Origin of the sequence: Microbacterium jejuense, assembly GCF_019511665.1 — a bacterium.
In the GTDB taxonomy this organism is placed as follows: Bacteria; Actinomycetota; Actinomycetes; order Actinomycetales; family Microbacteriaceae; genus Microbacterium; species Microbacterium jejuense_A.
Map to the genome: position 1 here is coordinate 145,786 of NZ_JAEUAW010000001.1, position 25,818 is coordinate 171,603.

General features: G+C 71.3%; 31 protein-coding genes. 17 read left to right on the top strand and 14 right to left on the bottom strand.

Going from position 1 to position 25,818, the window contains the following annotated elements; all coding sequences use genetic code 11:
- Positions 1–3 precede the first annotated feature (3 nt).
- The 4 genes from JNB62_RS00600 (at position 4) to JNB62_RS00610 (ending at position 2,485) form a co-directional block, all read left to right on the top strand.
- Positions 4–900, top strand: a complete 897-nt coding sequence (locus JNB62_RS00600) for a carbohydrate ABC transporter permease (protein ID WP_220298937.1) — start codon at positions 4–6, stop codon at positions 898–900.
- A 60-nt stretch (positions 901–960) separates the two neighbouring features.
- Entirely contained in the window at positions 961–1,533 is a 573-nt protein-coding gene (locus tag JNB62_RS00605; protein ID WP_220298938.1) for a YdeI/OmpD-associated family protein, read from the top strand.
- 104 nt (positions 1,534–1,637) lie between these two features.
- On the top strand, positions 1,638–1,763 hold the full coding sequence (locus JNB62_RS19345) for a hypothetical protein (protein ID WP_262985897.1): 126 nt from the start codon (positions 1,638–1,640) through the stop codon (positions 1,761–1,763).
- The gene (locus JNB62_RS00610) at positions 1,760–2,485 is read left to right on the top strand and encodes a Type 1 glutamine amidotransferase-like domain-containing protein (RefSeq protein WP_220298939.1); all 726 of its coding nucleotides are present in this window, start codon (positions 1,760–1,762) and stop codon (positions 2,483–2,485) included. The genes JNB62_RS19345 and JNB62_RS00610 overlap by 4 nt, the downstream gene beginning before the upstream one ends.
- A gap of 58 nt (positions 2,486–2,543) precedes the next feature.
- Here JNB62_RS00610 and JNB62_RS00615 read toward each other — a convergent pair whose 3' ends face one another.
- The 5 genes from JNB62_RS00615 to dinB all read right to left on the bottom strand — a co-directional run bounded on the left by JNB62_RS00615 (position 2,544) and on the right by dinB (position 6,933).
- A complete protein-coding gene (locus JNB62_RS00615; protein WP_220298940.1) occupies positions 2,544–2,915 on the bottom strand; it encodes a DUF5655 domain-containing protein in 372 nt (123 codons plus the stop codon).
- Between the two features lie 34 nt (positions 2,916–2,949).
- Positions 2,950–4,206 carry an RNA polymerase sigma factor gene (locus JNB62_RS00620; protein ID WP_220298941.1) on the bottom strand — a complete coding sequence of 419 codons (1,257 nt, stop codon included), beginning with the start codon at positions 4,204–4,206 and terminating at the stop codon, positions 2,950–2,952.
- A 48-nt stretch (positions 4,207–4,254) separates the two neighbouring features.
- Positions 4,255–4,641: a YciI family protein gene (locus tag JNB62_RS00625; RefSeq protein WP_220298942.1), complete on the bottom strand. Its 387-nt coding sequence runs from the start codon at positions 4,639–4,641 to the stop codon at positions 4,255–4,257.
- Positions 4,642–4,806: 165 nt separating this feature from the next.
- On the bottom strand, positions 4,807–5,694 hold the full coding sequence (locus JNB62_RS00630) for a zinc-ribbon domain-containing protein (protein WP_220298943.1): 888 nt from the start codon (positions 5,692–5,694) through the stop codon (positions 4,807–4,809).
- 42 nt (positions 5,695–5,736) lie between these two features.
- Entirely contained in the window at positions 5,737–6,933 is a 1,197-nt protein-coding gene (gene dinB / locus JNB62_RS00635) for a DNA polymerase IV (RefSeq protein ID WP_220298944.1), read from the bottom strand.
- Between the two features lie 126 nt (positions 6,934–7,059).
- On the opposite strand from dinB, the gene JNB62_RS00640 reads away from it, so the two are divergent.
- Entirely contained in the window at positions 7,060–7,461 is a 402-nt protein-coding gene (locus tag JNB62_RS00640) for an ester cyclase (protein WP_220298945.1), read from the top strand.
- A gap of 15 nt (positions 7,462–7,476) precedes the next feature.
- On the opposite strand, the gene JNB62_RS00645 is transcribed toward JNB62_RS00640, so the two are convergent.
- The 4 genes from JNB62_RS00645 to JNB62_RS00660 all read right to left on the bottom strand — a co-directional run bounded on the left by JNB62_RS00645 (position 7,477) and on the right by JNB62_RS00660 (position 9,608).
- Complete coding sequence (locus JNB62_RS00645) at positions 7,477–8,616, bottom strand: baeRF2 domain-containing protein (RefSeq protein WP_220298946.1); 1,140 nt, start codon at positions 8,614–8,616, stop codon at positions 7,477–7,479.
- Positions 8,609–8,827, bottom strand: a complete 219-nt coding sequence (locus tag JNB62_RS00650; RefSeq protein ID WP_220298947.1) for a hypothetical protein — start codon at positions 8,825–8,827, stop codon at positions 8,609–8,611. Before JNB62_RS00650 ends, JNB62_RS00645 begins: the two co-directional genes overlap by 8 nt.
- Positions 8,828–8,959: 132 nt before the next feature.
- Positions 8,960–9,370 (bottom strand): GreA/GreB family elongation factor, encoded by a 411-nt coding sequence (locus tag JNB62_RS00655; protein ID WP_308291691.1) that lies wholly within the window; start codon positions 9,368–9,370, stop codon positions 8,960–8,962.
- A gap of 73 nt (positions 9,371–9,443) precedes the next feature.
- A complete protein-coding gene (locus JNB62_RS00660) occupies positions 9,444–9,608 on the bottom strand; it encodes a hypothetical protein (RefSeq protein WP_220298948.1) in 165 nt (54 codons plus the stop codon).
- Positions 9,609–9,696: 88 nt separating this feature from the next.
- Between JNB62_RS00660 and JNB62_RS00665 the strand changes: the two genes are divergently transcribed.
- Both JNB62_RS00665 and JNB62_RS00670 read left to right on the top strand, forming a co-directional pair.
- Positions 9,697–10,065: a VOC family protein gene (locus JNB62_RS00665; RefSeq protein ID WP_220298949.1), complete on the top strand. Its 369-nt coding sequence runs from the start codon at positions 9,697–9,699 to the stop codon at positions 10,063–10,065.
- Positions 10,066–10,177: 112 nt separating this feature from the next.
- Positions 10,178–11,764 carry an L-serine ammonia-lyase, iron-sulfur-dependent, subunit alpha gene (locus JNB62_RS00670; RefSeq protein WP_220298950.1) on the top strand — a complete coding sequence of 529 codons (1,587 nt, stop codon included), beginning with the start codon at positions 10,178–10,180 and terminating at the stop codon, positions 11,762–11,764.
- On the opposite strand, the gene JNB62_RS00675 is transcribed toward JNB62_RS00670, so the two are convergent.
- Positions 11,751–12,341, bottom strand: coding sequence for a thymidine kinase (locus JNB62_RS00675; RefSeq protein WP_220298951.1), 591 nt, complete (start codon positions 12,339–12,341; stop codon positions 11,751–11,753). The two genes, JNB62_RS00670 and JNB62_RS00675, sit on opposite strands and share 14 nt — an antisense overlap.
- A gap of 64 nt (positions 12,342–12,405) precedes the next feature.
- Between JNB62_RS00675 and JNB62_RS00680 the strand changes: the two genes are divergently transcribed.
- From JNB62_RS00680 to JNB62_RS00700, 5 genes are read left to right on the top strand one after another with little or no spacing between them, the layout of a single operon-like run.
- Entirely contained in the window at positions 12,406–13,767 is a 1,362-nt protein-coding gene (locus tag JNB62_RS00680) for an MFS transporter (RefSeq protein WP_220298952.1), read from the top strand.
- Positions 13,764–15,617, top strand: coding sequence for a glycoside hydrolase family 2 protein (locus JNB62_RS00685; protein WP_220298953.1), 1,854 nt, complete (start codon positions 13,764–13,766; stop codon positions 15,615–15,617). The genes JNB62_RS00680 and JNB62_RS00685 overlap by 4 nt, the downstream gene beginning before the upstream one ends.
- On the top strand, positions 15,614–16,609 hold the full coding sequence (locus JNB62_RS00690) for a DUF2804 domain-containing protein (RefSeq protein WP_220298954.1): 996 nt from the start codon (positions 15,614–15,616) through the stop codon (positions 16,607–16,609). Before JNB62_RS00685 ends, JNB62_RS00690 begins: the two co-directional genes overlap by 4 nt.
- A gap of 20 nt (positions 16,610–16,629) precedes the next feature.
- Entirely contained in the window at positions 16,630–17,442 is an 813-nt protein-coding gene (locus JNB62_RS00695; protein ID WP_220298955.1) for an ABC transporter ATP-binding protein, read from the top strand.
- Complete coding sequence (locus JNB62_RS00700; protein ID WP_220298956.1) at positions 17,439–18,173, top strand: ABC transporter permease; 735 nt, start codon at positions 17,439–17,441, stop codon at positions 18,171–18,173. The genes JNB62_RS00695 and JNB62_RS00700 overlap by 4 nt, the downstream gene beginning before the upstream one ends.
- Before the next feature lie 39 nt (positions 18,174–18,212).
- Here the strand turns inward: JNB62_RS00700 and JNB62_RS00705 are convergent, their stop codons facing one another.
- Entirely contained in the window at positions 18,213–18,653 is a 441-nt protein-coding gene (locus tag JNB62_RS00705) for a MarR family winged helix-turn-helix transcriptional regulator (protein ID WP_220298957.1), read from the bottom strand.
- 42 nt (positions 18,654–18,695) lie between these two features.
- Between JNB62_RS00705 and JNB62_RS00710 the strand changes: the two genes are divergently transcribed.
- Positions 18,696–20,495, top strand: a complete 1,800-nt coding sequence (locus JNB62_RS00710; RefSeq protein ID WP_220298958.1) for a DUF2207 domain-containing protein — start codon at positions 18,696–18,698, stop codon at positions 20,493–20,495.
- Between the two features lie 21 nt (positions 20,496–20,516).
- On the opposite strand, the gene JNB62_RS00715 is transcribed toward JNB62_RS00710, so the two are convergent.
- On the bottom strand, positions 20,517–21,938 hold the full coding sequence (locus JNB62_RS00715) for an HNH endonuclease signature motif containing protein (RefSeq protein WP_220298959.1): 1,422 nt from the start codon (positions 21,936–21,938) through the stop codon (positions 20,517–20,519).
- 133 nt (positions 21,939–22,071) lie between these two features.
- Between JNB62_RS00715 and JNB62_RS00720 the strand changes: the two genes are divergently transcribed.
- Complete coding sequence (locus JNB62_RS00720) at positions 22,072–22,650, top strand: AAA family ATPase (RefSeq protein ID WP_220298960.1); 579 nt, start codon at positions 22,072–22,074, stop codon at positions 22,648–22,650.
- A gap of 12 nt (positions 22,651–22,662) precedes the next feature.
- Here the strand turns inward: JNB62_RS00720 and JNB62_RS00725 are convergent, their stop codons facing one another.
- Positions 22,663–23,283, bottom strand: a complete 621-nt coding sequence (locus tag JNB62_RS00725; RefSeq protein ID WP_220298961.1) for a GyrI-like domain-containing protein — start codon at positions 23,281–23,283, stop codon at positions 22,663–22,665.
- A gap of 342 nt (positions 23,284–23,625) precedes the next feature.
- On the opposite strand from JNB62_RS00725, the gene JNB62_RS00730 reads away from it, so the two are divergent.
- Positions 23,626–24,225, top strand: a complete 600-nt coding sequence (locus JNB62_RS00730) for a hypothetical protein (RefSeq protein WP_220298962.1) — start codon at positions 23,626–23,628, stop codon at positions 24,223–24,225.
- Between the two features lie 28 nt (positions 24,226–24,253).
- The gene (locus JNB62_RS00735; protein WP_220298963.1) at positions 24,254–24,445 is read left to right on the top strand and encodes a hypothetical protein; all 192 of its coding nucleotides are present in this window, start codon (positions 24,254–24,256) and stop codon (positions 24,443–24,445) included.
- A 70-nt stretch (positions 24,446–24,515) separates the two neighbouring features.
- Here JNB62_RS00735 and JNB62_RS00740 read toward each other — a convergent pair whose 3' ends face one another.
- The gene (locus JNB62_RS00740; RefSeq protein ID WP_220298964.1) at positions 24,516–25,058 is read right to left on the bottom strand and encodes an NUDIX domain-containing protein; all 543 of its coding nucleotides are present in this window, start codon (positions 25,056–25,058) and stop codon (positions 24,516–24,518) included.
- Positions 25,059–25,115: 57 nt separating this feature from the next.
- Here JNB62_RS00740 and JNB62_RS00745 point away from each other — a divergent pair, with 57 nt between their 5' ends.
- Positions 25,116–25,742 carry a hypothetical protein gene (locus JNB62_RS00745; protein WP_223230849.1) on the top strand — a complete coding sequence of 209 codons (627 nt, stop codon included), beginning with the start codon at positions 25,116–25,118 and terminating at the stop codon, positions 25,740–25,742.
- The last annotated feature ends 76 nt before the right edge of the window (positions 25,743–25,818 follow it).

The window sequence follows — 25,818 nt, forward strand, 5'->3', positions numbered from 1 at the left end:
GACATGGCATTCGTCATCGTCGCCGCACCGGTCGCCGTCACCGGTCGAGCGAACCCCCTGCAGTCCAAGGTCGAGGATCTCGCGGTCGGCTCTCGCAGCCACGTGGGCGTCGTCGTGGGTCACGTCATCCTGATCGCGCTCGCACTGTTCAGCATCTTCCCCGTGTACTGGATGTTCGCCACGGCGCTGCGCGCCCCCGGCGACGCGCTCGATCAGACGCTGCTGCCGTGGCCGCTGAGTGTCGAGAACTTCGCCTACGTGTGGAACACCGTGCCGATCGGCAGCATGCTCGTGAACACCTTCGTGATGTCGCTGATCCTCGCGGCGGTCCAGCTGTTCGTGGCGGTCCTCGCCGCCTACGGGTTCGCCGTGTGGGACTTCGTCGGCAGCAAGTTCCTGATGTTCCTGTTCATCGGCTCGTGGCTGGTTCCGTTCCAGGTGACGATGATCCCGAACTACCTCCTGGTCTCTCAGCTGGGACTGCTCGGGACCATCGGCGGCGTGGTCGTGCCGCAGCTCGCCGGGGCGTTCGCCGTGCTGCTGATGGTCCAGCACATGCGCGCCTTCCCGCGCGAGCTGCTGGAGGCCGCGCAGCTCGACGGCCGCTCCAGCTGGTCGACGCTGTGGACCGTCGTCGTGCCGAACATGAAGCCCGCGCTCGCGGCGCTGGGCATCATGGGGTTCATCTCGGCGTGGAACGAGTACCTCTGGCCGGCGCTCATCATGCGGCAGGGAGACGCGCTGATCCAGGTCGGGGTGCGCAGCTTCCTCTCTGCCGAGGGCAACAACTGGGGTGCGACCATGGCCGCCGCCGGTCTCGCCTGCGTCCCGGTCCTGCTGATCTACATCTTCCTCCAGCGCTACGTCGTGGACGCGTTCGTGCGCTCGGGCCTGAAGTAGCTCTCCGACACCGGTCGTACCCGCCGGGAAGGTGTCGGTGGGAGGGTCTACCGTTCGAGCATGGTCGCCGCCTCTGCCAAGCCCGAGCTGCACGTCGATTCCGTCGAGGAATGGGAGCGCTGGCTGGAGGCCGATCCCGATCCGGACGGAGTGCGGCTGCGTCTCCGCAAGGTCGCGTCGAGCAAGCCGGGGATCACGTACGCGGAAGCACTGGACGTCGCACTCTGCTTCGGCTGGATCGACGGGCAGAAGCAGTCGCTGGATGCCGACTACTTCCTGCAGGTCTTCACGCCCCGCAGGCCGCGAGGCGTGTGGTCGAAGGTCAACGTGCAGCACGCCGCCCGTCTCATCGACGAAGGACGCATGCGGCCCGCGGGCCTCAGGGAGATCGACCGTGCGAAGGCGGACGGGCGATGGGATGCGGCCTACCGTCAGAGCGACGGCGAGATCCCGCCCGAGCTGCAGGCGGCACTCGACGCGGACCCGATGATCGCCGCCGCATTCGCCGCGCAGTCGGCGCAGAACCGTTTCGCGATGGCGTTCCGTGTCAGCAGTCTGAAGCGGCCGGAGACCCGCGCGGCCCGCGTCGCCCAGTACGTCGAGATGCTCGCGCGCGGCGAGACGATCCACTGAGTCCGGCGCAACTACCCCCAGCCGCGGACAGTGGAGAGCGTTGCGGCAGAGTGGCGTGGCGGGTTCAGTCCGGATCGTGAACCCGACTGCCGTAGGCTCCTCGGATGACCTTCGAGAAGGATGCCGCGGTCCAGGGCGTCGACGGATTCCTCCGCAAGATTCGGGTCGGCGGTCGGTTCAGCCACGCAGCCCCGTCGGCCGCAGTCCCGGACAGCGAGAGCGTCGCGTGAGCGTCCACCTCATCGGCGGCGGCGCGACCACTGCCGCGGACGCACCTCTGTACGCGCCCTTCGTCGCTGAAGCTGCACAGCGAGCGGCCGACCAGGGCCGCGCGCGGCCGCGCATCGCCGTGATCTCGCTGCACCCCGAGGCCGACGAGAAGGCTGCCGCGCTCGGCGACCTCCTCGCCGAGGCTGGAGCGGATCCCGGGATCGAGGCACACCTGACCGCGGGCCGACCTGGTACGCCGATCGGGGTCGAGGCGATCGCCGACGTCGACGGCGTCGCGGTCGGCGGCGGCGTCGTCGAGGACGTACGCGCCGGGCTGGAGCCGATCTTCAGCGAGTTGCGCCGACTCGTTGCGGGCGGCGTGCCGTACCTCGGCGTGTCGGCCGGAGCGATGATCGCCGCGGAGGGTTCGTTCGGAGGCGGCTCGCGCATCGGCGGCGTGGTCGTCTCGCCGGAAGACCCCGACGAACCCGGCGAGGAATTGGAGATCGAGGCCGGAATCGGCCTCGTCGACGTGGCCATCGAGGTGCACGTGGCCCAGCGCGGCATGCTGTCGCGACTGGTCGCCGGCGTCGAGGCCGGCATCATCGCGGGCGGGCTGGGCATCGACGAGCGCACGGCGCTGATCGTGGGCGATGGACGGCTCCGGGTCGAAGGCAGCGGCAGCGTCTGGCGAGTGCTGCCGACAGACGGCGGCGTACTGGTGTCGACCATCGGACATTGAGGGCGCCCGGCGTCTGCGGCGTCCGAACGGCCTCCCCATCCAGATGTGCCCAGTAGCCTTACGCGGCGTTCTCGTACGCGGCCGCCAGCCATCGCCGGAGCTCACCGTCGACCTCGTCGGGACGGCGCAGCTCGATGTGGTGCATCCATACGTTCTTCGAGGGGTGCGCCACCTCTTTGATTCGAGGACTCTGCAGTCGCTCCGCCAGGCGGAACGACACGACCGCGGGGACGTCGCTGGTCACATACTGGCCTGGTCGCCACACGAACGCGAAGCCTCTGCGCCGGCGAAACGCGATCTGGCTCTTGCTCACCGCGATCTCTGCGGCCCCGAGGTCGGCGATCGCGCCCGCAACCGCCTCGTACACGGCGAGCCCCTCCGGCGACCCAGCGAAGAAGTCTCGGGGTGTCGACGGTGCTGCGGCGTTCACAGGGGACCCGCCTGACGTATCGGTCGCACCGGGCTCACGCTCCGTTCCGCCTCACGAGCTGGTCGCGGCGGCGGGTGAGGTACGCCCGCTCGGCGGGGTTGGAAGCAAGCCCGAGAGCGTCGTCGTACGCGGCGCGCGACTCGTCGCTGCGCCCGAGGCGCCGCAGCAGGTCGGCGCGTGCCGCGTGGTAGGCGTGATATCCGGCGAGGGCGTCGCCGAGCCGGTCGACCTCGGCCAAGGCGACATCCGGGCCGTCGACCTCTGCGACGGCGACCGCGCGGTTGAGGCGCACGACGGGAGAGCCGTCGACCCCGAGGAGCCGATCGTAGAGTGCGACGATCTGCGCCCAGTCCGTGTCGCGCGCCGACGGCGCATCGTCGTGGACGGCGTTGATCGCGGCCAGCAGCTGATACCGACCGACGGTGCCGGCACCGGCCGCGGACGCGGCGATCCGCTCGCGGACGAGGGCGTGCCCTTCCTCGATCAGGCTCCGGTCCCACGCGCCGCGGTCCTGCTCGTCGAGCGTCACGAGCTCGCCGCTCTGCGATACACGGGCTGCACGTCGAGCCTCGATGAGGAGCATCAGGGCGAGCAGGCCGGTCACCTCGCCCTCGTCAGGGAGAAGGCCGCGCAGCAGGCGGCCGAGGCGGATCGCTTCGTCGGTGAGATCCGGCCGCAGGGCGGAGTGGTCGCCGGTCGCCAGGTATCCCTCGTTGAAGATGAGGAAGACGACGGCCAGGACGCCGGGGAGCCGGTCGGGGATGTCGTGCGCGGACGGCACGCGGTACGGGATGCGGGCGGCCTTGATCTTCGCCTTCGCGCGCGTGATGCGCTGCGCCATCGTCGTCTCGGGCACGAGGAACGCTCGGGCGATCTCGGCGACCGTGAGTCCGCCGAGCAGACGCAGGGTCAGTGCGACCCGCGCCTCGATGGCGAGTGCGGGATGGCAGCAGGTGAAGACCAGCCGGAGCCGGTCGTCGTCGACGGGTCCGGTCGGCTCGGCGGGTGTGTCGTCCGACAGCATGTGGGCGGCCTGGTGCTTGGCGTCTCGTCGGGCCTCGCGTCGCAGCCGATCTATCGCCTTGCGCGTCGCGGTGGTGGTGAGCCAGGCAGCGGGATTCGGCGGTACTCCGTCGCGCGGCCAGCGCTCCAGGGCGGTGACATAGGCATCGGCTGCGGCTTCCTCGGCGAGGCCGAGGTCGTCGAAGCGACGCGCGAGGCCGGCCACCAGCCGCGCCCACTCCTCACGGTGGGCGCGGGCGATGGCCTCCTCGACGGACGGTCGCGTCACGGCTCCCCGGCGTGCCGCACCGGCCCGCGCGTCGCGACCCGGTTCACGTCACGAGGTCGTGACCGCATGCTTCTTGACGACCTCCGCCATGTCGGACGGGAAGCGGTGCACCTCCTGCGGCCAGTCCAGCGCCACGGCGAGCCGACCGGCCCAGTAGCGGGCGGCGTCGTCGTCCGGCACCTCGATGACGGTGAACCCGCCGAGGTGCTCCTTCGTCTCCACGAACGGCCCGTCCGTGAAGACGGGCTCGCCGCCCTTGTTCACGACGCTGAACACCGCCGTCGAGGCGTCGATCCCTCCTTCGGCGAAGAGGAAGACGCCGGCGGTCGTCATGTCCTCCAGCACGGAGCGCGAGGCCTCGCTCTTGCGCTGCAGCTCTTCGGCGGTGTGCGGCGGCACCCACTCGTCGTTGAACGCGATCAGATACTTCGGCATTGTCGTCTCCTCACATCGGACGTGAGCCGTGTCGTGGCTCGTCGGTCGCGGCGACCCGGAGGGGCCGCACACCTCATCCACGAACGGCGACGCTCGAATACGACACTATCCCCGCATCTGTTCCGCACGACCTGCGGATTCGGCGCTCTGACGGCCCGCCGCGATTCACGCGAGGTAGGGGTCGACGAGCAGGGGTCCGCGGATCTCGCGGAGCGTGTCGACGAGCCGGTCCAGCGTCTTGGCGTTCCAGGCGGCGACCTGCAGGTCGTGAGGCCCGAGGGGCTGCAGCCTGCCGGTGCGGATCCTCACCACCTCCCACTTCGCGGCTCGCAGCGCGCGGTCTTTGCGGCGGTCGGAGTCCTCCTTCTTGCCGACGTGCTCGAGCCCGTGGCGGCCGGTACTGTCGTACTCGATCGCCACGCGCAGCTCGGGCAGCAGGATGTCGGGCCACACCTCGAGGTGGTCGAAGAACGGCCGTGCCACGCGGACGGCGTTGAGCCCGGGGGTCACTGCGAGCCGGGCGAACACGTCGGCGCGCAGCTGCGCCTCGACCGCGGACGCCGGCTTCGGCGCGCAGTCCGAGAGGAAGGCTTCGCCGGTCGGCAGCTCGGGCGTCTTCGCGCACAGCTGCAGGGTGCGCGGCGGTCGGCGCGGCCGGAGCACGGCGCGGGCGACCGGGTTGCTGACCGCGGCGGGCACGGGCGAACCGGGCGGGGTGACCACGTCGCGCATCGGCAGCGCGCGGGCGGGCCGTGCGAGGTCGGAGCACTCCGGGCACCAGGCGGAACGGCGACGTTCGCGGCCGGGCCGATGGCGCTGCTCGTCGGGGGTGGCGGCGAACTTGTGGCCAGCTTCGCACTGCCACAGCAGCAGGACGTCGGCGGCCGGCGGGATCTGGGTCAGCGCGATGCCGGCGTTGAGCTCGGGATGGTACTGGCGGATGAGTGCCGGGAACGACGCCCACGCCTCGCGGTAGCGGCCGACCGGGTACGGCACCTCGGCGCCCTTGGAGAACTGGCGCCGGGCCCACCACAGTTCGACGCGCTCGGCCATGAGAGCACAGTAGACGCGGCCGGCGACATCGCGGGGGGCGGATCATTCGTGCTCCGGAAGCAGTGGCGTGGACCACCCGGGGTCGCGCCCGAGCTGCGCCGCTCGCGCGACGGATGCCGAACCGAAACGGTCGCGCACGGCGTCGAGCACCGTGTCGAGGCGGACGCCGTCGTCCCAGTCGATCGGCAGCTCGGGCGGCACGCGGTCGATGCGCCCGAGCTGCGTGAGCGAGACGCCGATCAGGGTGATCCCGCGGGCCTCGATCTCGGGCTGGGCGGCCGCGAGCAGCCCCTGCGCGACCGTGAGGATGAGCGCCGTGCGGTCGGTCGGTGCGCGAAAAGAGCGGGAGCGGGTGGCCTTGGCGTAGTCGCCGAAGCGCAGGCGCAGCACCACGGTCCGGCACACGCGGTCCCCGTCGCGCAGGCGCCGGGCGAGGCGGTCGACGATCTGCGCCAGGATCACCTCCAGTTCGGCGGCGGACCGCGGACGGGTGCCCAGGGCGCGCTGCGAGCCGATCGACCCACGGCGGCGCGTGCTGTCGACAGGCCGGGGATCGCGCAGCCGCGAGAGGGCGTGCAGGTGCGCTCCCGCCGCCCTTCCCAGCAGCCGCTCGGCGGTCGCCTCTTCGAGTTCGGCCAGCTGACCGACGGTGCGGATGCCGAGACGGTGCAGCTTCTCGGCGGTCACGGCACCGACGCCCCACAGTCGCTCGACTGGCAGCGGCAGCAGGAACTCCTGCTCGCGCTCGGGCTCGACCACGAGCAGCCCGTCCGGCTTGCTCACAGCGCTCGCGACCTTGGCGAGGAACTTCGTGCGTGCCACGCCGACCGAGATGGCCAGTCCCACCTCGGCGCGCACCCTCTGACGCAGGCGGACGGCGATCTGCTCGGGCGTGCCCGCGATGCGCCGCAGTCCACCGACCTCGAGGAAGGCCTCGTCGATCGAGAGCCCTTCGACGAGGGGCGTCGTGTCGCGGAAGATCGCGAAGACGTCCTTGCTCGCAGCCGAGTACGCGTCCATGCGCGGCGGCACGACGATCGCGTCCGGGCACAGCTCGCGCGCCTGGCGCCCGCCCATCGCCGTGCGCACGCCGCGGGCCTTCGCCTCGTAGCTCGCCGCCAGCACGACGCCGCCGCCGACGATGACGGGCCGGCCGCGGAGGGCGGGTGCGTCGCGCTGCTCGACGGAGGCGTAGAACGCGTCGAGGTCCGCATGCAGCACGGTCGCCTCGCCCCGCATCGCGCCCTCCCTCCGTGGTCCGCCCCCGGGGCGAAGCATCGCACGAAGGTACGACACGTGCCTAAATCGGCACTGCAGACCGTCGGCGATAGGTGCGATGCGCCGAGGTGCCTCGATAATGAGGAGGTGGAGCCCTGGGAGATGCACGCCTGGTACGCCGACTACCTCGACGCATGCATTCGCCACGACCTCGCCGCCATCCGTTCGTTCGTCGACCCTGCGGTGCGCCGTTCGCACCTGCCCGGCGGTGCTGACGCGTGGATAGACGACCTCGCGGGGCTGTTCCGCGGATTCCCGGACTGGCGCTGGCGCCGGATCCAGCTGATCGTCGAGGACGACCGGATCGCCGCGCACGTGCGGGGCAGCGGCACGCATCTGGGCGAGTTCCGGGGCGTCGCGCCGACGCGCCGGCACGTCAATGTCGCCGAGTTCGCCATGTATCGGATCGCGAAAGGGCGGTTCGTGGAGTTCGCGGCCGCCGACACGAGCCTGGAACTGTGGCGCCAGCTGGGCGTCACAGAGCCCTGATCGGTCCGTTCCCGGTCACTGCTGCGGGATGCGGTCGGCGGGCCACCGCAGCACCGCGACGGGTTCGCGCTGCGGGCCGTCCGGTCGCGGCTCGCCCGGAGCGAGGTCCTCGACCGAGACGAGCACGCGGGCTCCGGTGAGGATCGCGGCACGCGCCAGGGCGTCGCCCGCGGGCACGCGACCGAGGCTCGTGGCCGAGTACTCGTCGTCGTCACCCTCCGCGACCCACGGTGCCTCGGCGAGAGCCTCGAGCGTGCGCTCGGCGTCGGCGATGGACTCGTCCAGCAGCAGCGTGTCCACGCGGGCCTGCTGCAGCGCCGGGGTGATCTCGCGAACCCCGTACGCGCCGCGGCGATGGCCCTCGGCCGCCGCGTCGTCGAGTGCTGCGGCCTCGTCCTCGCCGACCGCGGTGCGTGCGGCATCCGCGATCGCGTCATCGACGGGTTCCTGCGAGGCACCGGCGGCGCGCGTGTTGGCGTCCACTTCGACCACCAGATCGAGCGTCGTCGGGCTGATGCGCTCCAGCAGCAGCCGGCGGGCCTGGACGTCGCCGGACACCACGACGAACCGCGGCTGCCGCTCGCGCACCCAGCGGTCGAGCGTCTCGGCGACCTCGTCATGGTTCTGACTCCACACCTCTTCGGTGTGCCGCTGGTACCGCGCCTGGGACCATCCGCCGACCTGCACCTTGGGCAGGCTGTCGGTGGAGCCCTCGACGTCCTCGGTGCGCTCGGGCGCTGCAGCGCCGGTGTGCGCGGCCCGGATCGTGGCGCCGTCGCGACCGGTCTCGACGACGAGGTACCCGACGTCGTGCGACAGGTGGCTCAGCAGCGGGATCACAGCAGGCGCCGCACGGTGGCTGAATCGCTCGGGCCCGTGGCGCGGTTCGGCGAAGCTCTCATCGAGCTCGACCGTTCCGTCGCGGATCAGCAGGAATCGGCTGGAGGGGCTCGGGATGCCGGTGGCCCAGGCCAGCGCCGCGTCGAGGGCCTCGACGTCCGCGGCCGGGGCCCCGGCGTTCTCGACGGCCTCGCGCACGGCTCTGCGCCGTGCGAGCTCATCCGGCTCGGGCAGGTCGCTCGGCCCATCGATGTAGGCGGTCGTCCACGGCCCCTGCTCGGCCAGCAGCCGCTCCAGGTCGAGGGTGTCAGTCATCGCCGCGCCCTTCGTCGTCGCGCCGCCCTTCGTCGCCGCGGAAGGCGGCCTGCGTCTCTTCCGAGTCGGTGTCGTCGGGGAGCGGCTCGGTCTCGCGGAAGGGCTCCGCGTGTGCCGCACCGTGCCCCTGCACCATGCCGCGCGTCTCCTGCTCCAGATGGTCGTCCAGGTTCGGACCGTGGGTCATGTTGCCTCGTTCGCCGCCGGTCATGTCAACTCCTCCGTTCGAGAGCGAGGGACTCGTCGAGTCCTCTCTGCCACGCTCACGCGGAGTGCGCGCGGATGCGACGGGGTTGACAATCGCGGCGGCAGTCGTCGACTGCCGGGCTCGGTGGCCGGGGGCTCAGGCGTGCGGGACGGCCGCGGCGACGACACCCGCCACGGTGGCGCCGGTCGGCGTGCGGTACTCGAAGCGGTCGCCCGGCAGCAGCCCTGCGATCGCCTGCCCGAGGGGCGACTCGGGCGAATACACGGCGAGGTCGCCGTCGGCGCCGATGAGGGAGCGCGAGCCGAGCAGGAACGTCTCGCGCGAACCGTCGGCCGCGAACTCCACCGTGACCCGCATGCCGGGCTCGACGACGCCGTCGTCGGGCCGTGCGCCGACCTGGGCACGACGGATGATGCTGCGAAGCTCGACGGCCCGTGCCTGCGCCTGGTCGTCGGGAGCGGCCTCGCTCTCGATCGCGTCGAGTTCTTGCTCCAGGTGACGCAGAGCGTCCTGCGTGAGCCAGATCGGCTCCTCCACAACAGACACGGCAGACCTCCTCGGCCAGGACAGATGAAGTTCCCGAGCCTAGCCGGTTTGCCGCACCGGCGGAGTGATCCGCCTACTTGCGCTGCTCGAAGGCTCCGGCGGTGATGGGCAGGGCGACGGCCAGCACGATGCACAGCAGTCCGACGACGAACAGCAGCGCGGGCAGCGGCGAGGCGAACGAGATCCCCAGCAGCACCATTCCGCCGATCAGCAGGATGAGATAGAGAACGAACAGCATCGACGGCCCCCTGACTCGTAGCGTTCCTCTCTGCCTACCGCATGACCGACCTCGTGCGCAAAGGGGATGCGCCCGCCAGAATGTCGCCATGAGACTCACGCAGGTCGCCCAGCGCGCCGATGACCTCGATCGCGCGGCCGCGTTCTACGGGACGCTCCTGGGCAGTTCGCCGACGGCACTGTTCGACCCGCCCGGACTGCTGTTCTTCGACCTCGACGGGGTGCGGCTGCTGCTGGACCGCAACGCGCCGTCCGCGCTGCTGTACCTGAACGTCGACGATGTGCGGGCCGCGGTCGGCCGGCTTCCCGAGGGCACAGCGGTCGTCTCCGAGCCGCACGTGATCTTCACCCATGAGGACGACACGCTCGGTCCCGCCGGTCACGACGAGTGGCAGGCCTTCGTGAAGGACTCTGAGGGCAACACGGTCGGGCTGGTGTCGTTCGCGCCGCACGTGTGACCGAGGGATGCCGCACACTGCGCGTCCGCAGGCTCATGGCTCTGGCATCCTGCCCTTCACAAGTCCATAACATCGGGCAGAATGCACGATCGGGCGGCGTAGCCTTGTCGGGATGAGCGCCTACGTCTCGGCGTTCGAGCTGTTCTCCATCGGCGTAGGACCCTCGAGCTCCCACACGGTCGGACCCATGCGGGCCGCCCACGACTTCGCCGTCCGCCTGCGCGAGTCCGGCGACCTGCCGCGGGTGGGACGCATCACCTGCATCCTCTACGGTTCCCTCGGCGCCACCGGCATCGGCCACGGCACGCCGGACGCGGTCGTCGCAGGGCTGCAGGGCCTGGAACCCGAGACCGTGGATCCGGATGCCGTCCGCGCGGCCTGGACGGCATGGCCCGACGGGCGGCGACTCGAGCTGGCGGGCACGCATCCCGTGCCCTTCGATCGCGCCGACATCGTGTTCGCCCCGCGCACGCGCCTGCCGGCGCATCCCAACGCGATGACGCTGGAGGCGTGGGCCGGTCCTGAGGACGGCCCGCAGCGGACGCCGGCCGCGATCGGCGGCATCCGTTCGACGGGCACCGCCGTCGTCGCCGACCCGAGCCCGGCATCGGATGCCGGCCTGATCGCCCGCGAGACGTACTACTCGGTCGGCGGCGGGTTCATCCGCCGCGACGGCGAGGCTCCGCAGGTGCGCGCGCACGCGTACCCGCTCGACTTCGCGTCGGCCGAGCAGCTCCTCGAACTGTGCGACGAGCAGGGGCTCACGATCGCCGAGGCGGCGCGCATCAACGAGTCCGCGATGCGCGGCGAGGAGGAGGTCGCGGCAGGCCTCGACGCGATCTGGGATGCCATGGCCGGCTGCGTCGAGGCCGGCCTGCACGCCGACGGGGTGCTTCCCGGGATGCTCGGGGTCAAGCGGCGCGCGTCGTCGATCCGCGCGCAGCTGGAGGCCGCCGAGGCCGACGGGCGGCGCGAGCTGCCGGGGGAGTGGCTGGGCGCGTTCGCGCTCGCCGTGAACGAGGAGAACGCGGCCGGCGGCCGCGTGGTGACGGCACCCACCAACGGCGCGGCGGGCATCGTGCCGGCGGTCGCCATGTACTGGTGGCGGTTCCTCGCCGACTCCGGTCTGGGCGCCGGCAACGCCGTGACGCCCTACGGCGAGCTCGTGGGCAGTGCGCTGCTCGGCTACGACGGGCACGTCGCCGCACCCGAGGAGGCCGGCGCCTGGGACGACGAGCACGTGGCCGACGCGAACCGGCGGCGCGGCATCCGTCGATATCTGCTCACCGCCGCGGCACTAGGATCGCTGTTCAAGGCGAACGCGTCGATCTCGGGCGCGGAGGGCGGCTGCCAGGCCGAGGTGGGGTCGGCGTGCGCGATGGCCGCCGGCGGGCTCACCGCCGTCATGGGCGGCACGAACCGTCAGATCGAGAACGCCGCCGAGATCGCGATGGAGCACCACCTGGGGCTCACGTGCGATCCCGTGGGCGGGCTGGTGCAGATCCCGTGCATCGAGCGCAACGCGATCGCCGCGTCGACCGCCGTCACGGCGGCGCGACTCGCACTGCGCGGCGACGGGTCGCACTATGTGTCGCTGGACGCGGTGGTCGAGACGATGCGTCAGACGGGCATCGACATGTCGACGAAGTACAAGGAGACCAGCGAGGGCGGCCTCGCGGTCAACGTCATCGAGTGCTGAGCGTCGCGCCCTCGAAGTGGCGCCGGCATCGCGCCTGATACGACTCGACGCCGCCGACCTGCTCGGGCGAGGGCACACGGGCATCCGCGACGTCGCCCGCCGCGATGCGCTGGTGGAACGCGGCATCGGCGCCGCACACTGCGCACACGGCGGTCAGCTTGAGCACGTCCTCGGCGGTCGCCATGAGCGCCGGCAGCGGCTCGAAGGGCTGCCCGTCGAACGTGACGCACAGCCCCGCCACGATGACGGTGACGCCGTCGGCGACGAGTCGCTCGGCGGCGGCGACCAGCGCCGGCCCGAAGAACTGCGCCTCGTCGATCGCCACGATGTCGAGGTCGCGACCGAGCGTCGCGGCGGCGAGTGCGTCGGCGTCTGCCACCGTGAGCGACGGGACGCGCAGACCCGAGTGCGAGCTCACCTCGCCGGTGCCCCGGCGGTCGTCCAGCGCGTGGTTGACGAGCTCGACCGAGAGTCCGGCGATGCGCGCCCGCCGGACGCGGCGCAGCAGCTCCTCCGACTTGCCGGCGAACATGGGGCCGGTCACCACCTGCAGCCGGGCGCGGTCTGGCGTGTGCATGGCGCCAGACTATGCGGCCTAGGATCGAACCACCCGCCCCCCCGGAACGTCAGCAAGGATGCCGATGCCCGAAGTCACGCCTGCGCCCGCCACGTCGCGCGCCCCGCGTCTCTCCGCCCGCACATGGGTGACCGTCGTGGTGCTGGGCCTGGTCGGCCAGCTCGCGTGGACGGTCGAGAACATGTACCTCAACGTGTTCGTGTACGACACGATCACGGCCGACCCCACGGTGATCGCGACGCTGGTCGCGGCATCCGCCGTCGCGGCGACCCTCGCGACGATGCTCGTCGGCGCCTGGTCTGATCGCGCCCGCACCCGCCGGCCGTTCATCGCGATCGGGTACGTGCTGTGGGGTCTGACGACCGCGACGTTCGGCTTCGTGCAGCCGGCGGCGGGGGCGGATGCCGCACTCGCGGTGGGCACGGCGGTCGTCGCCATCGTGGCCCTGGACTGCGTGATGTCGTTCTTCGGCTCGGGCGCCAACGACGCGGCGTTCAACGCGTGGGTGACCGAGTCGACCGCGCCGTCCAACCGCGGACGCGTGGACGGAGTGCTCGCGATCATGCCGCTCATCGGCATGCTCGTCGTGTTCGGGGCTCTCGACGGGCTCACGCAGGCCGGCGAGTGGACGCTCTTCTTCGGCGTCGTCGGGCTGGTGACCGCCGCCGTCGGCGTCGTCGCGTGGTTCGTGGTGCGCGACCCCGATCGCATCGAATCGGCCCAGGGGGCCTACCTCGCGACCGTCGTGCACGGCCTGCGCCCGAGCACCGTCCGTGCGAACCCCCGCCTGTACCTGCTGCTGCTCGCATACGCCGTCGTCGGCACCAGCACGCAGGTGTTCATCCCCTACCTGATCATCTACATCCAGCGGTACCTGCGCATCGACGGCTACGCCATCGTCCTGGGCAGCGTGCTGATCCTCGCCTCGGTCGCAAGCGTCCTCGGCGGACGCGTGATCGACCGCGTCGGCCGGCGGTACCCGCAAGGGAAGGTGCGGGCGATCCTGCCCTCCGTCGGCCTCCTCGTGGCGGGCCTCGTCGGGATGTTCTTCGTCCGCGACATGATCGCCGTGATCGTCGCCGGCACCGTGATGATGGCGGGCTTCATGCTGTCGGTCGCCGCGATCTCGGCCAGCGTGCGCGATGCGACCCCCATCGACCGCGTCGGCATGGTGCAGGGCCTCCGCATGATCGCGGCGGTGCTCATCCCGATGGTGGCCGGGCCCTTCATCGGCGCGGCCGTCATCGTCGGCGCCGCCGAGACCTACGTCGACCTCGGCGTGGTGAAGCAGGTGCCGACGCCCTGGATCTTCCCCGCGGCGGCCCTCGTGGCGGCGCTCGTCGTCGTGCCCGTGCTGCTGCTGCGTCGTCATGACAGACGAGCAGTGGATGCCGCAGCCGCCGTCGCCGCGGAGGCCCGGGCATGACCCTGCTGACGCCGTGGGCCGACGCGCTCGACCCTGATGCGCCGCTGCCCGAGTACCCGCGTCCCCAGCTCGTGCGGGGGGACTGGAAGAACCTCAACGGCCGCTGGGACTACGCGATCGCGCCGCTGCGGGCCGATGCCGGCGACCCGGTGGCTGTCGACGACCCGGCCTCGCCGCCGCTCGCGTGGGACGGGCGCATCGTGGTGCCCTTCTCGCCCGAGACGGCCCTGTCGGGCGTGGGCCGCACCCTCCGCGCCGACCAGACGCTGTGGTACCGGCGGGTGTTCGCGCTGCCGCGCCCGCTGCGCGACGATGAGCGGGTCGTGCTGCACTTCGGCGCCGTCGACCAGTCCTGCCGCATCGCGGTGGACGGGGTCGAGGTCGGCGGACACACCGGCGGGTACCTGCCGTTCGCGCTCGATCTGACCGCCGCGCTCGCCGCGGGCGGCGACGCGGCACACCACGAGCTCGTCGTCGCGGTGCGCGACGTGACCGATGACTCGTGGCTCTCGCGCGGCAAGCAGACGAGCCGCCCGGGCGGCATCTGGTACACGCCGCAGTCCGGCATCTGGCAGACCGTGTGGTTCGAGATCGTGCCGCGCGTCGCGGTGGACCGCCTCGTGCTCACGCCCGACCTCGAGGCTGGAGCGGTCGTCGTCACCGTGCACAGCGACAACGCGACCGGCGGCGAGACCGCGCGGGTCGAGGTGCTCGAGGGCGGGCGGGTGGCGGCATCCACTGATCTTCGCGTCGGCGTGCCGACACCGGTCGTGCTCGACGGCGCTGTGCGCACCTGGAGCCCAGACGATCCGTTCCTGTACGACGTGCGCGTCACGCTCGGCGATGACCGGGTCGACTCGTATGTCGGGATGCGGTCGTTCGGGGTGGGCGTGGATGACCGGGGCTTCGCGCGGCTGCTGCTCAACGGCGCGCCGCACCTGCCGGTGGGGCTGCTCGATCAGGGGTATTGGCCCGACGGCGGGTATACAGCGGCTTCGGACGCGGCGCTGGAGTACGACATCCGGCTCGCGAAGCGCCTCGGGTTCACGATGCTGCGCAAGCACATCAAGGTCGAGCCGCTGCGCTGGTACCACCACTGCGACCGCCTGGGCATGCTGGTGTGGCAGGACGCCGTCAGCGGCGGCACGGTGTACAACCCGCTCGTCGTGAGCGCCCCGGCGATCGCGTCGCCGACGCTCGACGACCGGCGGTACGCGCGATTCGGACGCGCCGACGAGGCCGGGCGTACCGCGTTCGAGAGCGAGCTGCACGACATGATCGAGCACCTGCGCAGCGTGGCGTCGCTGTCGCTGTGGGTGCCGTTCAACGAGGGCTGGGGGCAGTTCGACGCCGCGCGCATCGCGGCCCTCGTGCGCGACCTCGACCCCACGCGCCCCGTCGACCACGCCAGCGGCTGGCACGACCAGGGCGCGGGGGACCTGCGCAGCCTGCACATCTACTTCCGCCCGGTGAAGGCGCCGCGCGGCGACGGGCGCGTGCTGGCGCTCACCGAGTACGGCGGGTACAGCCTCGGGGTGCCGCAGCACACGTGGAGCCCCACGACGTTCGGGTACAGGAAGTACCGCTCGCGCGACCAATTGGTGGCGGCCCTGGAACGGCTGCACGAGCGTGAGATCGCACCGGCGATCGCCCGGGGCCTCGCGGCCACGGTCTATACGCAGCTCGCCGACGTCGAGGAGGAGGTCAACGGCCTCGTCACGTACGATCGGCGGTTCGTGAAGGTTCCTGAGGACGTCATGCGCGCGATCAACGACCGGCTGAGGGAGGCGTCGTCGCAGCGGCTGCTGAGCGAGCGCCGGCGAGACGACGCACGGAAGGACCCCGCATGACCGAACGCGAGCTCACCGCCCCCGTGGCGCTCACCCTGCCGGACGGCCGCGTGAACCCCGAAGCGATCGGCTGGGCGCGGCAGCCGATCGTCGACACGTCGGGCATCGGGCGCGGTCTCGGCCGCAACAAGCGGTGGGAGTACTGGAACGTCACGACACCGACCCACATCCTCGCCCTCACAGTGTCGTCCATCGACTACGCCGCCGTGCACGAGGTGTGGGTGTTCGACCGCGCCACCGAGCGCACATGGGGCAAGGGCGCGACGGTGATCCCCGCACGGGGCGTCGAGCTGCCCGCCGGCGTCGAGAGCGGCCCGGCCCGCGCCCGGGCGAAGGACCTCGAGATCGACGTGATCCCCGAGCCTGGCGGCACGCGGCTGCGGGCACGCATCCCCGGCGCGTCGTTCGACGTGTTCGCGGCGCTGCCCGAGGGGCACGAACGCCTCGCCGTCGTGGTGCCGTGGAGCCGGCGGCGCTTCCAGTACACCGTCAAGGACGTCGCGCGCCCCGCCGCAGGAACGGTCACGGTGGACGGCGTCACCTACGACGTGCCGGCGGGGGAGTCGTGGGCGGTCCTCGACCACGGCCGGGGCCGCTGGCCCTACGACATCTCGTGGAACTGGGGCGCCGGCTCGGGGACCTCGCACGGCCGCACGATCGGTATCCAGGTCGGCGGGCGGTGGACGGAGGGCACCGGGTCCACCGAGAACGCGTTCTTCGTCGACGGCCGCCTGCACAAGATCCACGACGAGCTCGCGTGGGAGTACGACATCGCCGACTGGCGGTCACCCTGGCGGATCGCGGGCGGAGGGCTGGCGGCATCCTTCAGGCCCTTCTACGACAAGACCACCCGCACCGACCTCGCGGTGCTCTCGTCCCGCACCGACCAGTGCTTCGGTCACTGGGCCGGGACGTTCGCGATCCCGGGCGGCGAGACGGTCACCTTCGACGGCATCCTGGGCTGGGCGGAAGAGGTCCACAACCGGTGGTGACGCGGGTCTAGTCTGAGCGCATGGATGCCGTCCACGTGCGCGGACTGCGGGTCACGCGCGGCAGGACCGAGGTGTTCGCCGGCCTCGATCTCGACATCCCGCGCGGGCAGATCACGGGACTGCTCGGACCGTCCGGCTGCGGCAAGACGACCCTCATGCGCTCCATCGTGGGAGTGCAGAAGGTGGCCGGCGGCACGGTCTCGGTGCTGGGCGAGCCGGCCGGCTCGCGTGCGCTGCGGCACCGCGTCTCGTACGACACGCAGGCCGCGTCGGTGTACGGCGATCTCACGATCCGCCAGAACCTGCGCTACTTCGCCCGGCTGCTCGGGGCCCCGCTCAGCGACATCGACCGGGTCATCTCTGAGGTGGGCCTCGCCGCGCAGCGCGACCAGACCATCGACTCGCTCAGCGGCGGCCAGGAGTCACGGGTGTCGCTCGCCGTCGCCATGCTCGGAGCGCCCGAGCTCCTCGTCCTCGACGAGCCCACGGTCGGCCTGGATCCGCTGCTGCGATCCGAGCTGTGGGACGTGTTCCGCGGGCTCTCGGACGCCGGAACGACGCTCATCGTGTCGAGTCACGTCATGGACGAGGCGCTGCGATGCGACCGGCTCATCCTGATGCGCGCCGGCCGCATCATCGCCGACACCACCCCCGACGGCCTGCTCGCCGACACCGGGACGGGTGACCCCGACGCCGCCTTCCTCGCGCTCATCGAGCGCGATGCGCGCGGGGTCGCCCAGGGCGCGGCATCCGCTCATCCGCTCACCCGCCGGGAGGCGCGGGAGCACGCGCAATACCCGGAGCCGATGCCGCCCTCGGAGGGTGCGCCGTGAACGGCGTGCGCACGTTCGCGACCGCGGGCAGGGTGCTTCGCCAGCTCAGCCACGACCCGCGCTCGATCGCGCTGATGCTCATCGCGCCGAGCCTGCTGGTGGGCCTGTTCGCGTGGCTCTTCAGCGATCAGGAGGGCGTCTTCGATCAGTTCGGCGGCCCGATCCTCGCGCTGTTCCCGTTCATCGTGATGTTCCTCATCACCTCGATCACGACGCTCCGCGAGCGGCGGTCGGGGACGCTGGAGCGCCTCATGACGACGCCGATCGCCAAGGCGGACTTCATCCTCGGGTACGGACTCGCGTTCGGGCTCATGGCGACGCTGCAGGCCGTCATCACGGTGACCTTCGCCGTGTGGGTGTGCGATCTGCAGGTCGACGGCGAGCTGTGGCAGCTCGGGCTGGTGGCGGTCGTCGACGCGATCCTCGGCACGGCGCTCGGGCTGCTGGCGAGCGCGTTCGCCCGCACCGAGTTCCAGGCGGTGCAGTTCATGCCGCTGATCGTGTTCCCGCAGATCATCCTCGGAGGCCTGTTCATGCCGCGCGAGGACATGCCCGATGCGCTCTACCAGATCTCGAAGATCCTGCCGCTGAGCTACGCGATCGACACCATCGACGCGGTGACGGCTGGCGACGAGGGGTGGGACGTGTTCGGGCCGCTGCTCGTGGTCGTGGCGTTCGCGGTGGGCGCGCTGATCCTCGCGTCACTCACGCTGCGCCGGCGGACGCCGTGAGCGACCCGGCGCCGACCGCGGTGGCCGCGTCCGACGGGCTCAGCAGCTCGGCTGCTTCTTGCGCAGCTTGGACGTGAGCTCGCGCAGCTGCGCGAGCTCGTCGTCGGTCAGCAGCGACATGCGCTCGGCGATGGCCTTGCCGTGCGCGCTGGCGATGCGCCGGAACAGCGACGCCCCGGCCTCCGTCGCGCGCACCAGCGAGCCGCGCCCGTCCTCGGGGTCGGCGCATTTCGTCAGCAGGCCGCGGGCGACCATGCGGTCGACCAGTCGCGACACGCTGGGCTGGCTGATCAGCATGTTCGCGGTGACGTCGCGCAGTCGGGCGGTGAGGTCGTCGGCGCGCGTGACGGTCAGCAGCACGTCGTACTCGGCCTGGCTGAGGGTGTCGTCGTCGAAGTCCTCGTTGATGTCGCCGAACACCTCGTGCTGGGCGCGGAACAGGCTCTCCCATGCGTCGATGGCGAGGCGGCGGTCGGTCATATCGACAAGAGTAGGGCAGGCCGCCGACCGTAGGCTTGCGGCATGGTCTCTCTCGCACCGCGCGCGTCGCGGGGGCGCCGTGCCGGCGTCGTCGGCCTGCTGATCGCGCTGCTCGCCGGGCTGCTGCTGGCGGGTGCGTCGGCCGCTCCGGCGCGCGCCGACGTCGACGACTTCTCGTTCGAGAGCCTCGACGTGCAGTACCAGCTGGGCCGCGCCGAGGACGGGTCGAGCACGCTCACCGTCGTCGAGACGTTCGTCGCGCTGTTCCCCGACATCGACCAGAACCGCGGCATGCGGCGCGCCGTCCCGGAGTCGTACCAGGGCGCACCGCTCGATCCGCAGCTGGTGTCGATCACCGACGAGAACGGCACCCCGCGCGAGTCCGAGTCCGAGAGCGACGACGGGTTCTACGTCATGACGTCCCGCGCCGACGGCTTCGTCCACGGGCGGCAGACATACGTGTTCACGTACACGCTGCGGAACGTCACGCGCTCCTTCTCCGACACCGGCGCCGACGAGTTCTACTGGGACGTCAACGGCACCGCGTGGCCGCAGTCGTTCGGGCGCATCACGGCGCGCGTCGCGATGAGCCCCGATGTGGATGCCGTGCGCACGGGTGCGATGGCCTGCTACGTCGGTGAACAGGGGTCGACGGCGACGTGCCCCATCTCGGACTCCGACGGCGCGGTCGTGGCGTCCGCCACCGACGTCGGGCCCTACCAGACGCTGACGATCGCGATCGGGTTCGAGCAGGGGACGTTCACGCCGTTCGACTCGTCCTACTTCGGCTCGCCGTGGGGCTGGCTGCAGAGCATCGTCGCGGTGCTCGGTCTCGGCGGGTCGTTCGTCGCGGCGCTGGTCGCGCGGCGCCGGTTCCTGCGGGATGCGCCCGGACGTTCCGTGATCATCGCCGAGTACACGCCGCCCCGGGGGCTCGACGCGCTGCAGAGCGCCGTGCTGCTGGGGCACACCACGAAGGCGATCCCGGCGGAGGTGCTCGAGCAGGCCATCGTGGGCAGCATCCGCATCGAAGAGGGCTCGCGCAAGCTGTTCGGCGGCGTGCGGCTGAAAGCCGTGCTGCAGGACCCGCACATCGCCGACGCGGACGGGCAGATGCTGCTGCCCGGGCTCTTTCCGTCCGGCGTCCCCGGCGAGGAGTTCGAGTTCGGCGGCACCGACACGAGGTTCTCGAAGACGGCCCAGGCGGTGCTCAAGGCCGCGGCCGACGACCTGAAGGCACGCGGCTTCCGTCGCGTCGTGCCGGCGGGCGCGAAGGCCTGGCCCATCGCCATCGCGTGGCTCTCGGCGGCGCTCGTGATCGTGTTCGGCGTGGCTGCGCTCATCGCGTTCGTGAACCCTGCGGTGCCGCTCCTGCTGCTGTTCGGCGGCATCGCGGTGGCGCTGACCGCGACTCTGCTGGTGGCGCGCGATCCGCTCACCGCGGCGGGCGCCGAGGCCCGCGACCACCTCCTGGGCCTCAAGCAGTTCATCGAGTGGGCGGAGGCCGACCGCATCCGCATGCTGCAGTCCCCGCAGGGCGCCGAGCGCGTGCCCGTCGACCTCACCGACCCGGCGGTCAAGCTCAAGCTGTACGAGACGCTGCTCCCGTACGCGGTGGTGTTCGGCCAGGAGAAGAAGTGGGCCGAAGAGCTCGCCGTGCTCTACGGCGACCGCGGAAACCCCGGCTGGTACGTGGGGACCTCGGGGTTCAACGCGGCCGCGTTCTCGTCCGGCATCTCGGGCCTGTCGGCCTCGGCCGCCTCGTCGTCCTCATCGGGCGGTTCGTCCGGCGGGGGCTCCGCCGGCGGCGGCGGTGGCGGTGGTGGCGGCGGCGGGGTCTGACGCTACCCGCACTACCCCCGATCACGCCGATCTCGCGCGTGCGATTTCGTTGTGGAGCACGCGGTTCGGTGGCCGCCATCGACGCTGCGGATCGATCCACGCGGGCGCGCGGACCTCGGGAGTCCCGTCACGCATGCGGATCTCCCAGCCGCTGGCCTCGATCGTCCGATGGTGGTGCCAGCACAGCAGCACGCCGTTGCCGATGTCGGTCGGTCCGCCGCGTGAGTGCTCGATGACGTGATGGACCTCGCACCACGCCGCGCGCACGCGGCACCCGGGGACGATGCAGCCGCCGTCACGCGCGGCGATGGCCTTTCGCTGCCAGTGGGTGAACACGCGATCGGTGACCGTGAGTGCCTTGATGGCTCCGTTCGGGCCGAGAGCGACGCGATGGATCGTGCCGTGGCATCCGATGTGCCGCGCGAACGCTGCCGAGACTGCTGTCTCACCGTCCGGTCCGTCGACGAAGGCGACGCCGTCGGGGCGCCCGAGCTGATCCGCCGTGACGGTGACGACGAGCGTGGGAGCGGCCCCGCCGAGCCGCGGCGAGTCGACCGACGCGGCAGCCGTGGCAACGAGCGCCGCGAAGGCGTCGTGCCGCTTCTGATCGGCCGTACGCGGGTCTCGCACATTCTCGTCGGGCGATACCGCGGCCGCTTCGGCGTCGAGGTCGTCGAGGAACCGTGGCCTGCGGTCGTCCACGCGCGGATTGAGGTGAGCATCGAGCAGCCGCACCAACCCGGCGGCCACATCTGCGGTGACGTTGCCGTGGATCGGGAAAAGGCTGTTGCGCTCGCGGCCGACGCGAAACGTGCGGAACCGCTCGCTGTCGTCGTCGGGCAGCGTCCCGTCGGCGTCGAGGTACAGCGCCCATGTCTGCGCCATGATGCGGAGTTCGTGGATGCCGCACGACGGCTCGTCCGCGGCACCGACCGCCGCTCGCACGAGTTCCGCCTCGGCTGCGGCAAGGTCTTCGGCGCCGACGCGGCGCTGGAGAGGACGCAGGGCGTCGGCGATCGTGGTGAGCGCGTCGAGGCTCAGTCGGCCTGCCGCGAGTTCCTGCCGCGCGTGGTCGAGTGGAGCCGGGCGGTCCTGGCCGGTGAGCGTGGTGTGCACGGTGATCGCTCGCCCCGTCCGCAGTCGCGCGCGAGCAGTGGCGTGCGAGATGCCCACGGCTCGCTCGATCAGCTCCGTCGCGTTATCGCACCCGTACGCCGTCACCAAGGGAACCTCGTGCGCACCCGGCTCGCTGCGCGCACCGATCTCGCCGGCTATGGTCAGGCGTGCGGCATCCACCCACTGCCCGAGGTCTTCCACCGCCCTCAAGGACTCGACGAGATCGCCGTCGGACACCGCGCGCTGCGCACCCAGAGCGAGGGGTTCGCGCAGGGTGTCGCCGAGCAGCGCAGCGAGTCCGCGGAGGTCGTCGAGCGGGAAGTCCATACCTCCATCATGCCGAGGGGTTCCGACATCCGCGGACCCCGAAATCGCAGGTCAGAGGGCGTTTCTGTGGAAAAGCCGCCACGGCCGGGCTTCGACATCACCTGGGGAGGAAGCGTCGCGATAGCGTGGCGGGATGAGCGCCGACATCGTCATCCTGACCGGGCCGCCCGGGGCCGGCAAGTCGACGGTCGCGAGGGCCGTCGCACGGTCTCAGCCCCGTGCCGTGCACCTGCACACGGACGACTTCTGGAGCTGCATCGCCTCGGGGGCCATCCCGCCGTACCTCCCCGAGTCCGATGCGCAGAACCAGACGGTGATGCGCGTGATCAGCGCGGCCGCTCGAGAGTACGCCGCCGGCGGCTATCTGGCGGTGGTCGACGGCATCGTCGGCCCGTGGATGCTGCGCCACTTCCGCGACCTCGTCGCGGCGGGCGACCAGGGTGGCGGATCGCGGGTGCACTACGTCGTGCTGCGCCCCTCCCGCGATGAGACGCTGCGCCGCGCGCAGGCGCGCACTGCCCCGGATGCGCTCGTCGACGAGGGGCCCGTCGTGTCGCTGTGGGAGCAGTTCGCCGAACTCGCCGCCCTGGAGTCGCACGTGATCGACACGAGCGGGCAGGACCAGGACGAGACGGTGGATGCCGTCGCCGCGACGATCTCGGACGGCACCCGCCTGCTCGCCCTGGCGAAGATTCCGGCGTCGGCGCGCTGACGCCGCGCGCCGTCAGTCCCGGGTGACCGGCTGGCGCAGGATCGTCCGCAGCTTCTCGGGGGCGGTGCGGCGCGGGTCGCTGAGGTAGATCTCGTGGTGGGTGCCCGTCATGCGCAGGCCCTCGGACGGGATGAACTCGTGATGCATCCTGTCGAGCACCGGGCCCTCGTCATCGAACGAGCCGACGTGGAGCGTCTGGACGCAGCATCCCTCGTCCAAGGTCTGAAGGCGGATCTCGGCGAGGCGCACGGGAGCCTTCTTCGCCGCGACCTGGGCGACGGCCGCGTCGACGAGGTCGGCGCCGATCCAGTCCGGCACCAGGAGCATCATCGTCCAGTCCCACTGCGACTTGTCGCGGGCGGTCGTGAAGGCGTCGAGGTCGTCGGCGGTCCAGAGGCCCTCGAGCGGCGGCACGACGTAGTCGCGCTCGAGGGTGCGCTTGCTCGCGAACTTGAGCGTGTACGCGACCGGATACAGCGCTTCGAGCGCCTCGGCGTACGCGGGGGAGGTGTTCGGGTCGCCGTGGCCGTCGATCATCAGGTACTGCCGTGGCGGCAGGTCGAGGATCCGGAACTCGCCGCGCTTCGCGCGGTAGCTGTCGAGCGTCTTGGTGACGTCGATCTTGTCGGCCATGCGGACTCCCTCCGGGCGTCTTCCCCGAGGCAAGAGTAAGGGCCGGTCGGAGAGGCTACCGACCGGCCCTTGTCCCTTGCACCAAGAGTGTCCTGCAATCACATGCCGGTAGCTGCCACAGCAAAACAACTACCGTGCAAGCACTCTATAACGGCGAGATAACGACAGCAAGGGTTTGCCGTTATCTTTCTGTGATTCATTTCATGAGAATCCGATGAGCTTGATTCGGAGGTTCTGCATGCGTTCCTGCCGGTGTCACAACGCCGACCCGCGCCCGGTCACTGTTGGTGGGCGGTGCCGTGATCCGCCACGCAGATCTTCTGGAGGGTGAGCATGTCGGCCATGGGTGGGGAGCCGGATCCCGGCGCAGTCGCGTTGAACGGTGCGCTCGGTACGGAGCTGTTCGTCCTGCAATCGGTCGCCGGCTCGACGATCGCCGAGGCGGGGACGCGCAGCACGATCTACCTGGCCACGCTGTCGAGCGGGCTGGTGGCGATCGGGTTCGCGGGCGGATCACCGGCGCTTCTGGCCACCCTCACGTTCACCGTCCTGCCGACGATCTTCATGCTCGGCTGGTTCACCGTCGTGCGGCTGGTCGACACCAGCGTCGAGAACATCACGGTGCGCCGGCGCATGCTGCGCATCCGCGAGCACTGGGCCGGCCTGCATCCTCTGGGCGCGGAGCTGATCGCCCTCGACCATCCGCGCACCGGCGAGCTCGGCGTGCGCTATTCGCGTTCGTCGTTCCTGTTCACGATGTCGAGCATGATCGCCGCCGTGAACGCCGTGCTCGGGGGAGCCCTCGTCGCCCTCGTCCTGATCTTCGGAGCGGACGTCCCTCCGCTCGTCGCACAGTTCGCGGGCATCCTCGTCGGGGTGGTGCTGCTCGCCGCGACACTGACCTACGAACGGCGTCGCATCCGCCTCGCGTACCCGGACTGACCGACCCCCTCGAAGGAAGGCACATCCCATGAACGACGCACTCCCTCAGCCCGCGGATCTCGCCGGGACCGTCGACGAGCGGCAACGGCTGCTCGCGTCGCTTCCCGCGGAATCGCTGTCGGCGCGGTGGCTCCGCCGGCAGCTCGACAACGCGCTCAGCGCCTGGGCGGCCACCGAGACGGCGTTCGACATCTCGGAGGACGCGCGCGTCGACTACTGACAGGGCCCCCGACACGACGACGCACCGCCGGCCTCGAGCGGCGGCATCCACTCTCCGCACGAGGCGCGGCTCACCGGAACCGGCCCAGGTGGATGCCGGCGAACGCGAGCGCGGCGATCGTCTCGCCGTCGGTGATCTCGCCGGCCATGATGAGCGACAGCACGTCGGCGAACGGCACCCAGCGGACGCCGTCGATGCCCTCTTCGTGCTGCGTGGAGGCAGCGTCCGCCACGCGTCGCAGCCCGCGCGCCAGAAACACGTGCTCGGGCGCGTCGGCCAGTCCGTTCAGCGCGTCCATGCTGCCGAGCTCGGTCCACTCGTCGGCCGCGTAGCCGGTCTCTTCGGCGAGCTCGCGCTGCGCGGCGATCAGGGCGTCCTCGCCGTCGGAGCCGCCGGCCGGCACCTCCAGCGATGAGCGGCTCGTGGCGTACCGGTACAGCGAGACGAGCAGCACGCGGTCATCCGGATCGAGTGCCACGACGAAGACGGCGGGATGCCGCATCTCGAGGACTCCGTAGATGCCCGCGCCGTCGGGGCCGATGACGTCGTCCTCGCGCACCCGGATCCAGCGGTTCTCGTACACGGTGCGGGAGGCGAGCGTCTGCCAGATCATGGAGGCCACACTATGTCGGAGGTGCCCGTGCGCGATGTCATGAGGCAGGATGCACTCATGCGTCCCCTTCGTGCGGCCACGGTGTGCGGCATCGCCGTCGCGCTGCTGCTCTCGGGCTGCGCCACACCGGCCGCGCAGGGCGGCGCCGCGGACGCCGCGGAGCCCGATGCGATCGCGTCCCGAGCTGCCTCGCTCGGCATCGCGCCCGACCTCGTCTACACGACCGCGGTGGACGGCTGGCTGCTGGCGCCGCAATCCGTCGGCGTGAACGGGTCGGAGGGCATGACGGCGGCGTGGACCGCCGACGGCTCGGCGGCGATCCTGATGCTGCGCACCGACCGCGGCGAGCTCACGGCCGACACGTGTGCGGCGATGCCCCTGTGGGATGCCTCCGACGCACCCGTGACGTGCACGGAGGAGGGCGGTGTGTGGCATCGCTCCGGGGGTGGCGTCGACGAGTACGCCACCTCGTCCGAGGGCGCGATCATCTGGGTGATCGGCATGAACGCGGCGCCGACCGAGGATCTCAAGGCCGCCGCCCAGGCCGTGCATGTGCCCTCGGAGGCCGAACTGCAGCTGCTGTTCTCGGACGCCCCGACCGGGGCTGCGACGCCGGTCGAGCGCGGCGACATCCCCGAGAACGGCGACGGCGCGCCCGTCGACCCCGTCGGACCGGGCGGCTGATCCCGCGGCGCTGGCGGCGCCCGCGATTTGACCTGCGTCGCGCGCCGCGGGTACGGTCGCGGCATGGACTTCCGCT

Bases quoted from the DNA above. Each gene is read 5' to 3' on its own strand.
- JNB62_RS00740 (WP_220298964.1), bottom strand. From the start codon at position 25,058: ATGATCTGGCAGACGCTCGCCTCCCGCACCGTGTACGAGAACCGCTGG.
- JNB62_RS00665 (WP_220298949.1), top strand. From the start codon at position 9,697: ATGAGACTCACGCAGGTCGCCCAGCGCGCCGATGACCTCGATCGCGCG.
- JNB62_RS00600 (WP_220298937.1), top strand. From the start codon at position 4: ATGGCATTCGTCATCGTCGCCGCACCGGTCGCCGTCACCGGTCGAGCG.
- JNB62_RS00630 (WP_220298943.1), bottom strand. From the start codon at position 5,694: ATGGCCGAGCGCGTCGAACTGTGGTGGGCCCGGCGCCAGTTCTCCAAG.
- JNB62_RS00680 (WP_220298952.1), top strand. From the start codon at position 12,406: ATGCCCGAAGTCACGCCTGCGCCCGCCACGTCGCGCGCCCCGCGTCTC.
- JNB62_RS00730 (WP_220298962.1), top strand. From the start codon at position 23,626: ATGGGTGGGGAGCCGGATCCCGGCGCAGTCGCGTTGAACGGTGCGCTC.
- JNB62_RS00605 (WP_220298938.1), top strand. From the start codon at position 961: ATGGTCGCCGCCTCTGCCAAGCCCGAGCTGCACGTCGATTCCGTCGAG.
- JNB62_RS00685 (WP_220298953.1), top strand. From the start codon at position 13,764: ATGACCCTGCTGACGCCGTGGGCCGACGCGCTCGACCCTGATGCGCCG.
- JNB62_RS00735 (WP_220298963.1), top strand. From the start codon at position 24,254: ATGAACGACGCACTCCCTCAGCCCGCGGATCTCGCCGGGACCGTCGAC.
- JNB62_RS00675 (WP_220298951.1), bottom strand. From the start codon at position 12,341: ATGCACACGCCAGACCGCGCCCGGCTGCAGGTGGTGACCGGCCCCATG.
- JNB62_RS19345 (WP_262985897.1), top strand. From the start codon at position 1,638: ATGACCTTCGAGAAGGATGCCGCGGTCCAGGGCGTCGACGGATTCCTC.
- JNB62_RS00720 (WP_220298960.1), top strand. From the start codon at position 22,072: ATGAGCGCCGACATCGTCATCCTGACCGGGCCGCCCGGGGCCGGCAAG.
- JNB62_RS00715 (WP_220298959.1), bottom strand. From the start codon at position 21,938: ATGGACTTCCCGCTCGACGACCTCCGCGGACTCGCTGCGCTGCTCGGC.
- JNB62_RS00660 (WP_220298948.1), bottom strand. From the start codon at position 9,608: ATGCTGTTCGTTCTCTATCTCATCCTGCTGATCGGCGGAATGGTGCTG.
- JNB62_RS00725 (WP_220298961.1), bottom strand. From the start codon at position 23,283: ATGGCCGACAAGATCGACGTCACCAAGACGCTCGACAGCTACCGCGCG.
- JNB62_RS00625 (WP_220298942.1), bottom strand. From the start codon at position 4,641: ATGCCGAAGTATCTGATCGCGTTCAACGACGAGTGGGTGCCGCCGCAC.
- JNB62_RS00645 (WP_220298946.1), bottom strand. From the start codon at position 8,616: ATGACTGACACCCTCGACCTGGAGCGGCTGCTGGCCGAGCAGGGGCCG.
- JNB62_RS00745 (WP_223230849.1), top strand. From the start codon at position 25,116: ATGCGTCCCCTTCGTGCGGCCACGGTGTGCGGCATCGCCGTCGCGCTG.
- JNB62_RS00690 (WP_220298954.1), top strand. From the start codon at position 15,614: ATGACCGAACGCGAGCTCACCGCCCCCGTGGCGCTCACCCTGCCGGAC.
- JNB62_RS00670 (WP_220298950.1), top strand. From the start codon at position 10,178: ATGAGCGCCTACGTCTCGGCGTTCGAGCTGTTCTCCATCGGCGTAGGA.
- JNB62_RS00650 (WP_220298947.1), bottom strand. From the start codon at position 8,827: ATGACCGGCGGCGAACGAGGCAACATGACCCACGGTCCGAACCTGGAC.
- JNB62_RS00705 (WP_220298957.1), bottom strand. From the start codon at position 18,653: ATGACCGACCGCCGCCTCGCCATCGACGCATGGGAGAGCCTGTTCCGC.
- dinB (WP_220298944.1), bottom strand. From the start codon at position 6,933: ATGCGGGGCGAGGCGACCGTGCTGCATGCGGACCTCGACGCGTTCTAC.
- JNB62_RS00695 (WP_220298955.1), top strand. From the start codon at position 16,630: ATGGATGCCGTCCACGTGCGCGGACTGCGGGTCACGCGCGGCAGGACC.
- JNB62_RS00710 (WP_220298958.1), top strand. From the start codon at position 18,696: ATGGTCTCTCTCGCACCGCGCGCGTCGCGGGGGCGCCGTGCCGGCGTC.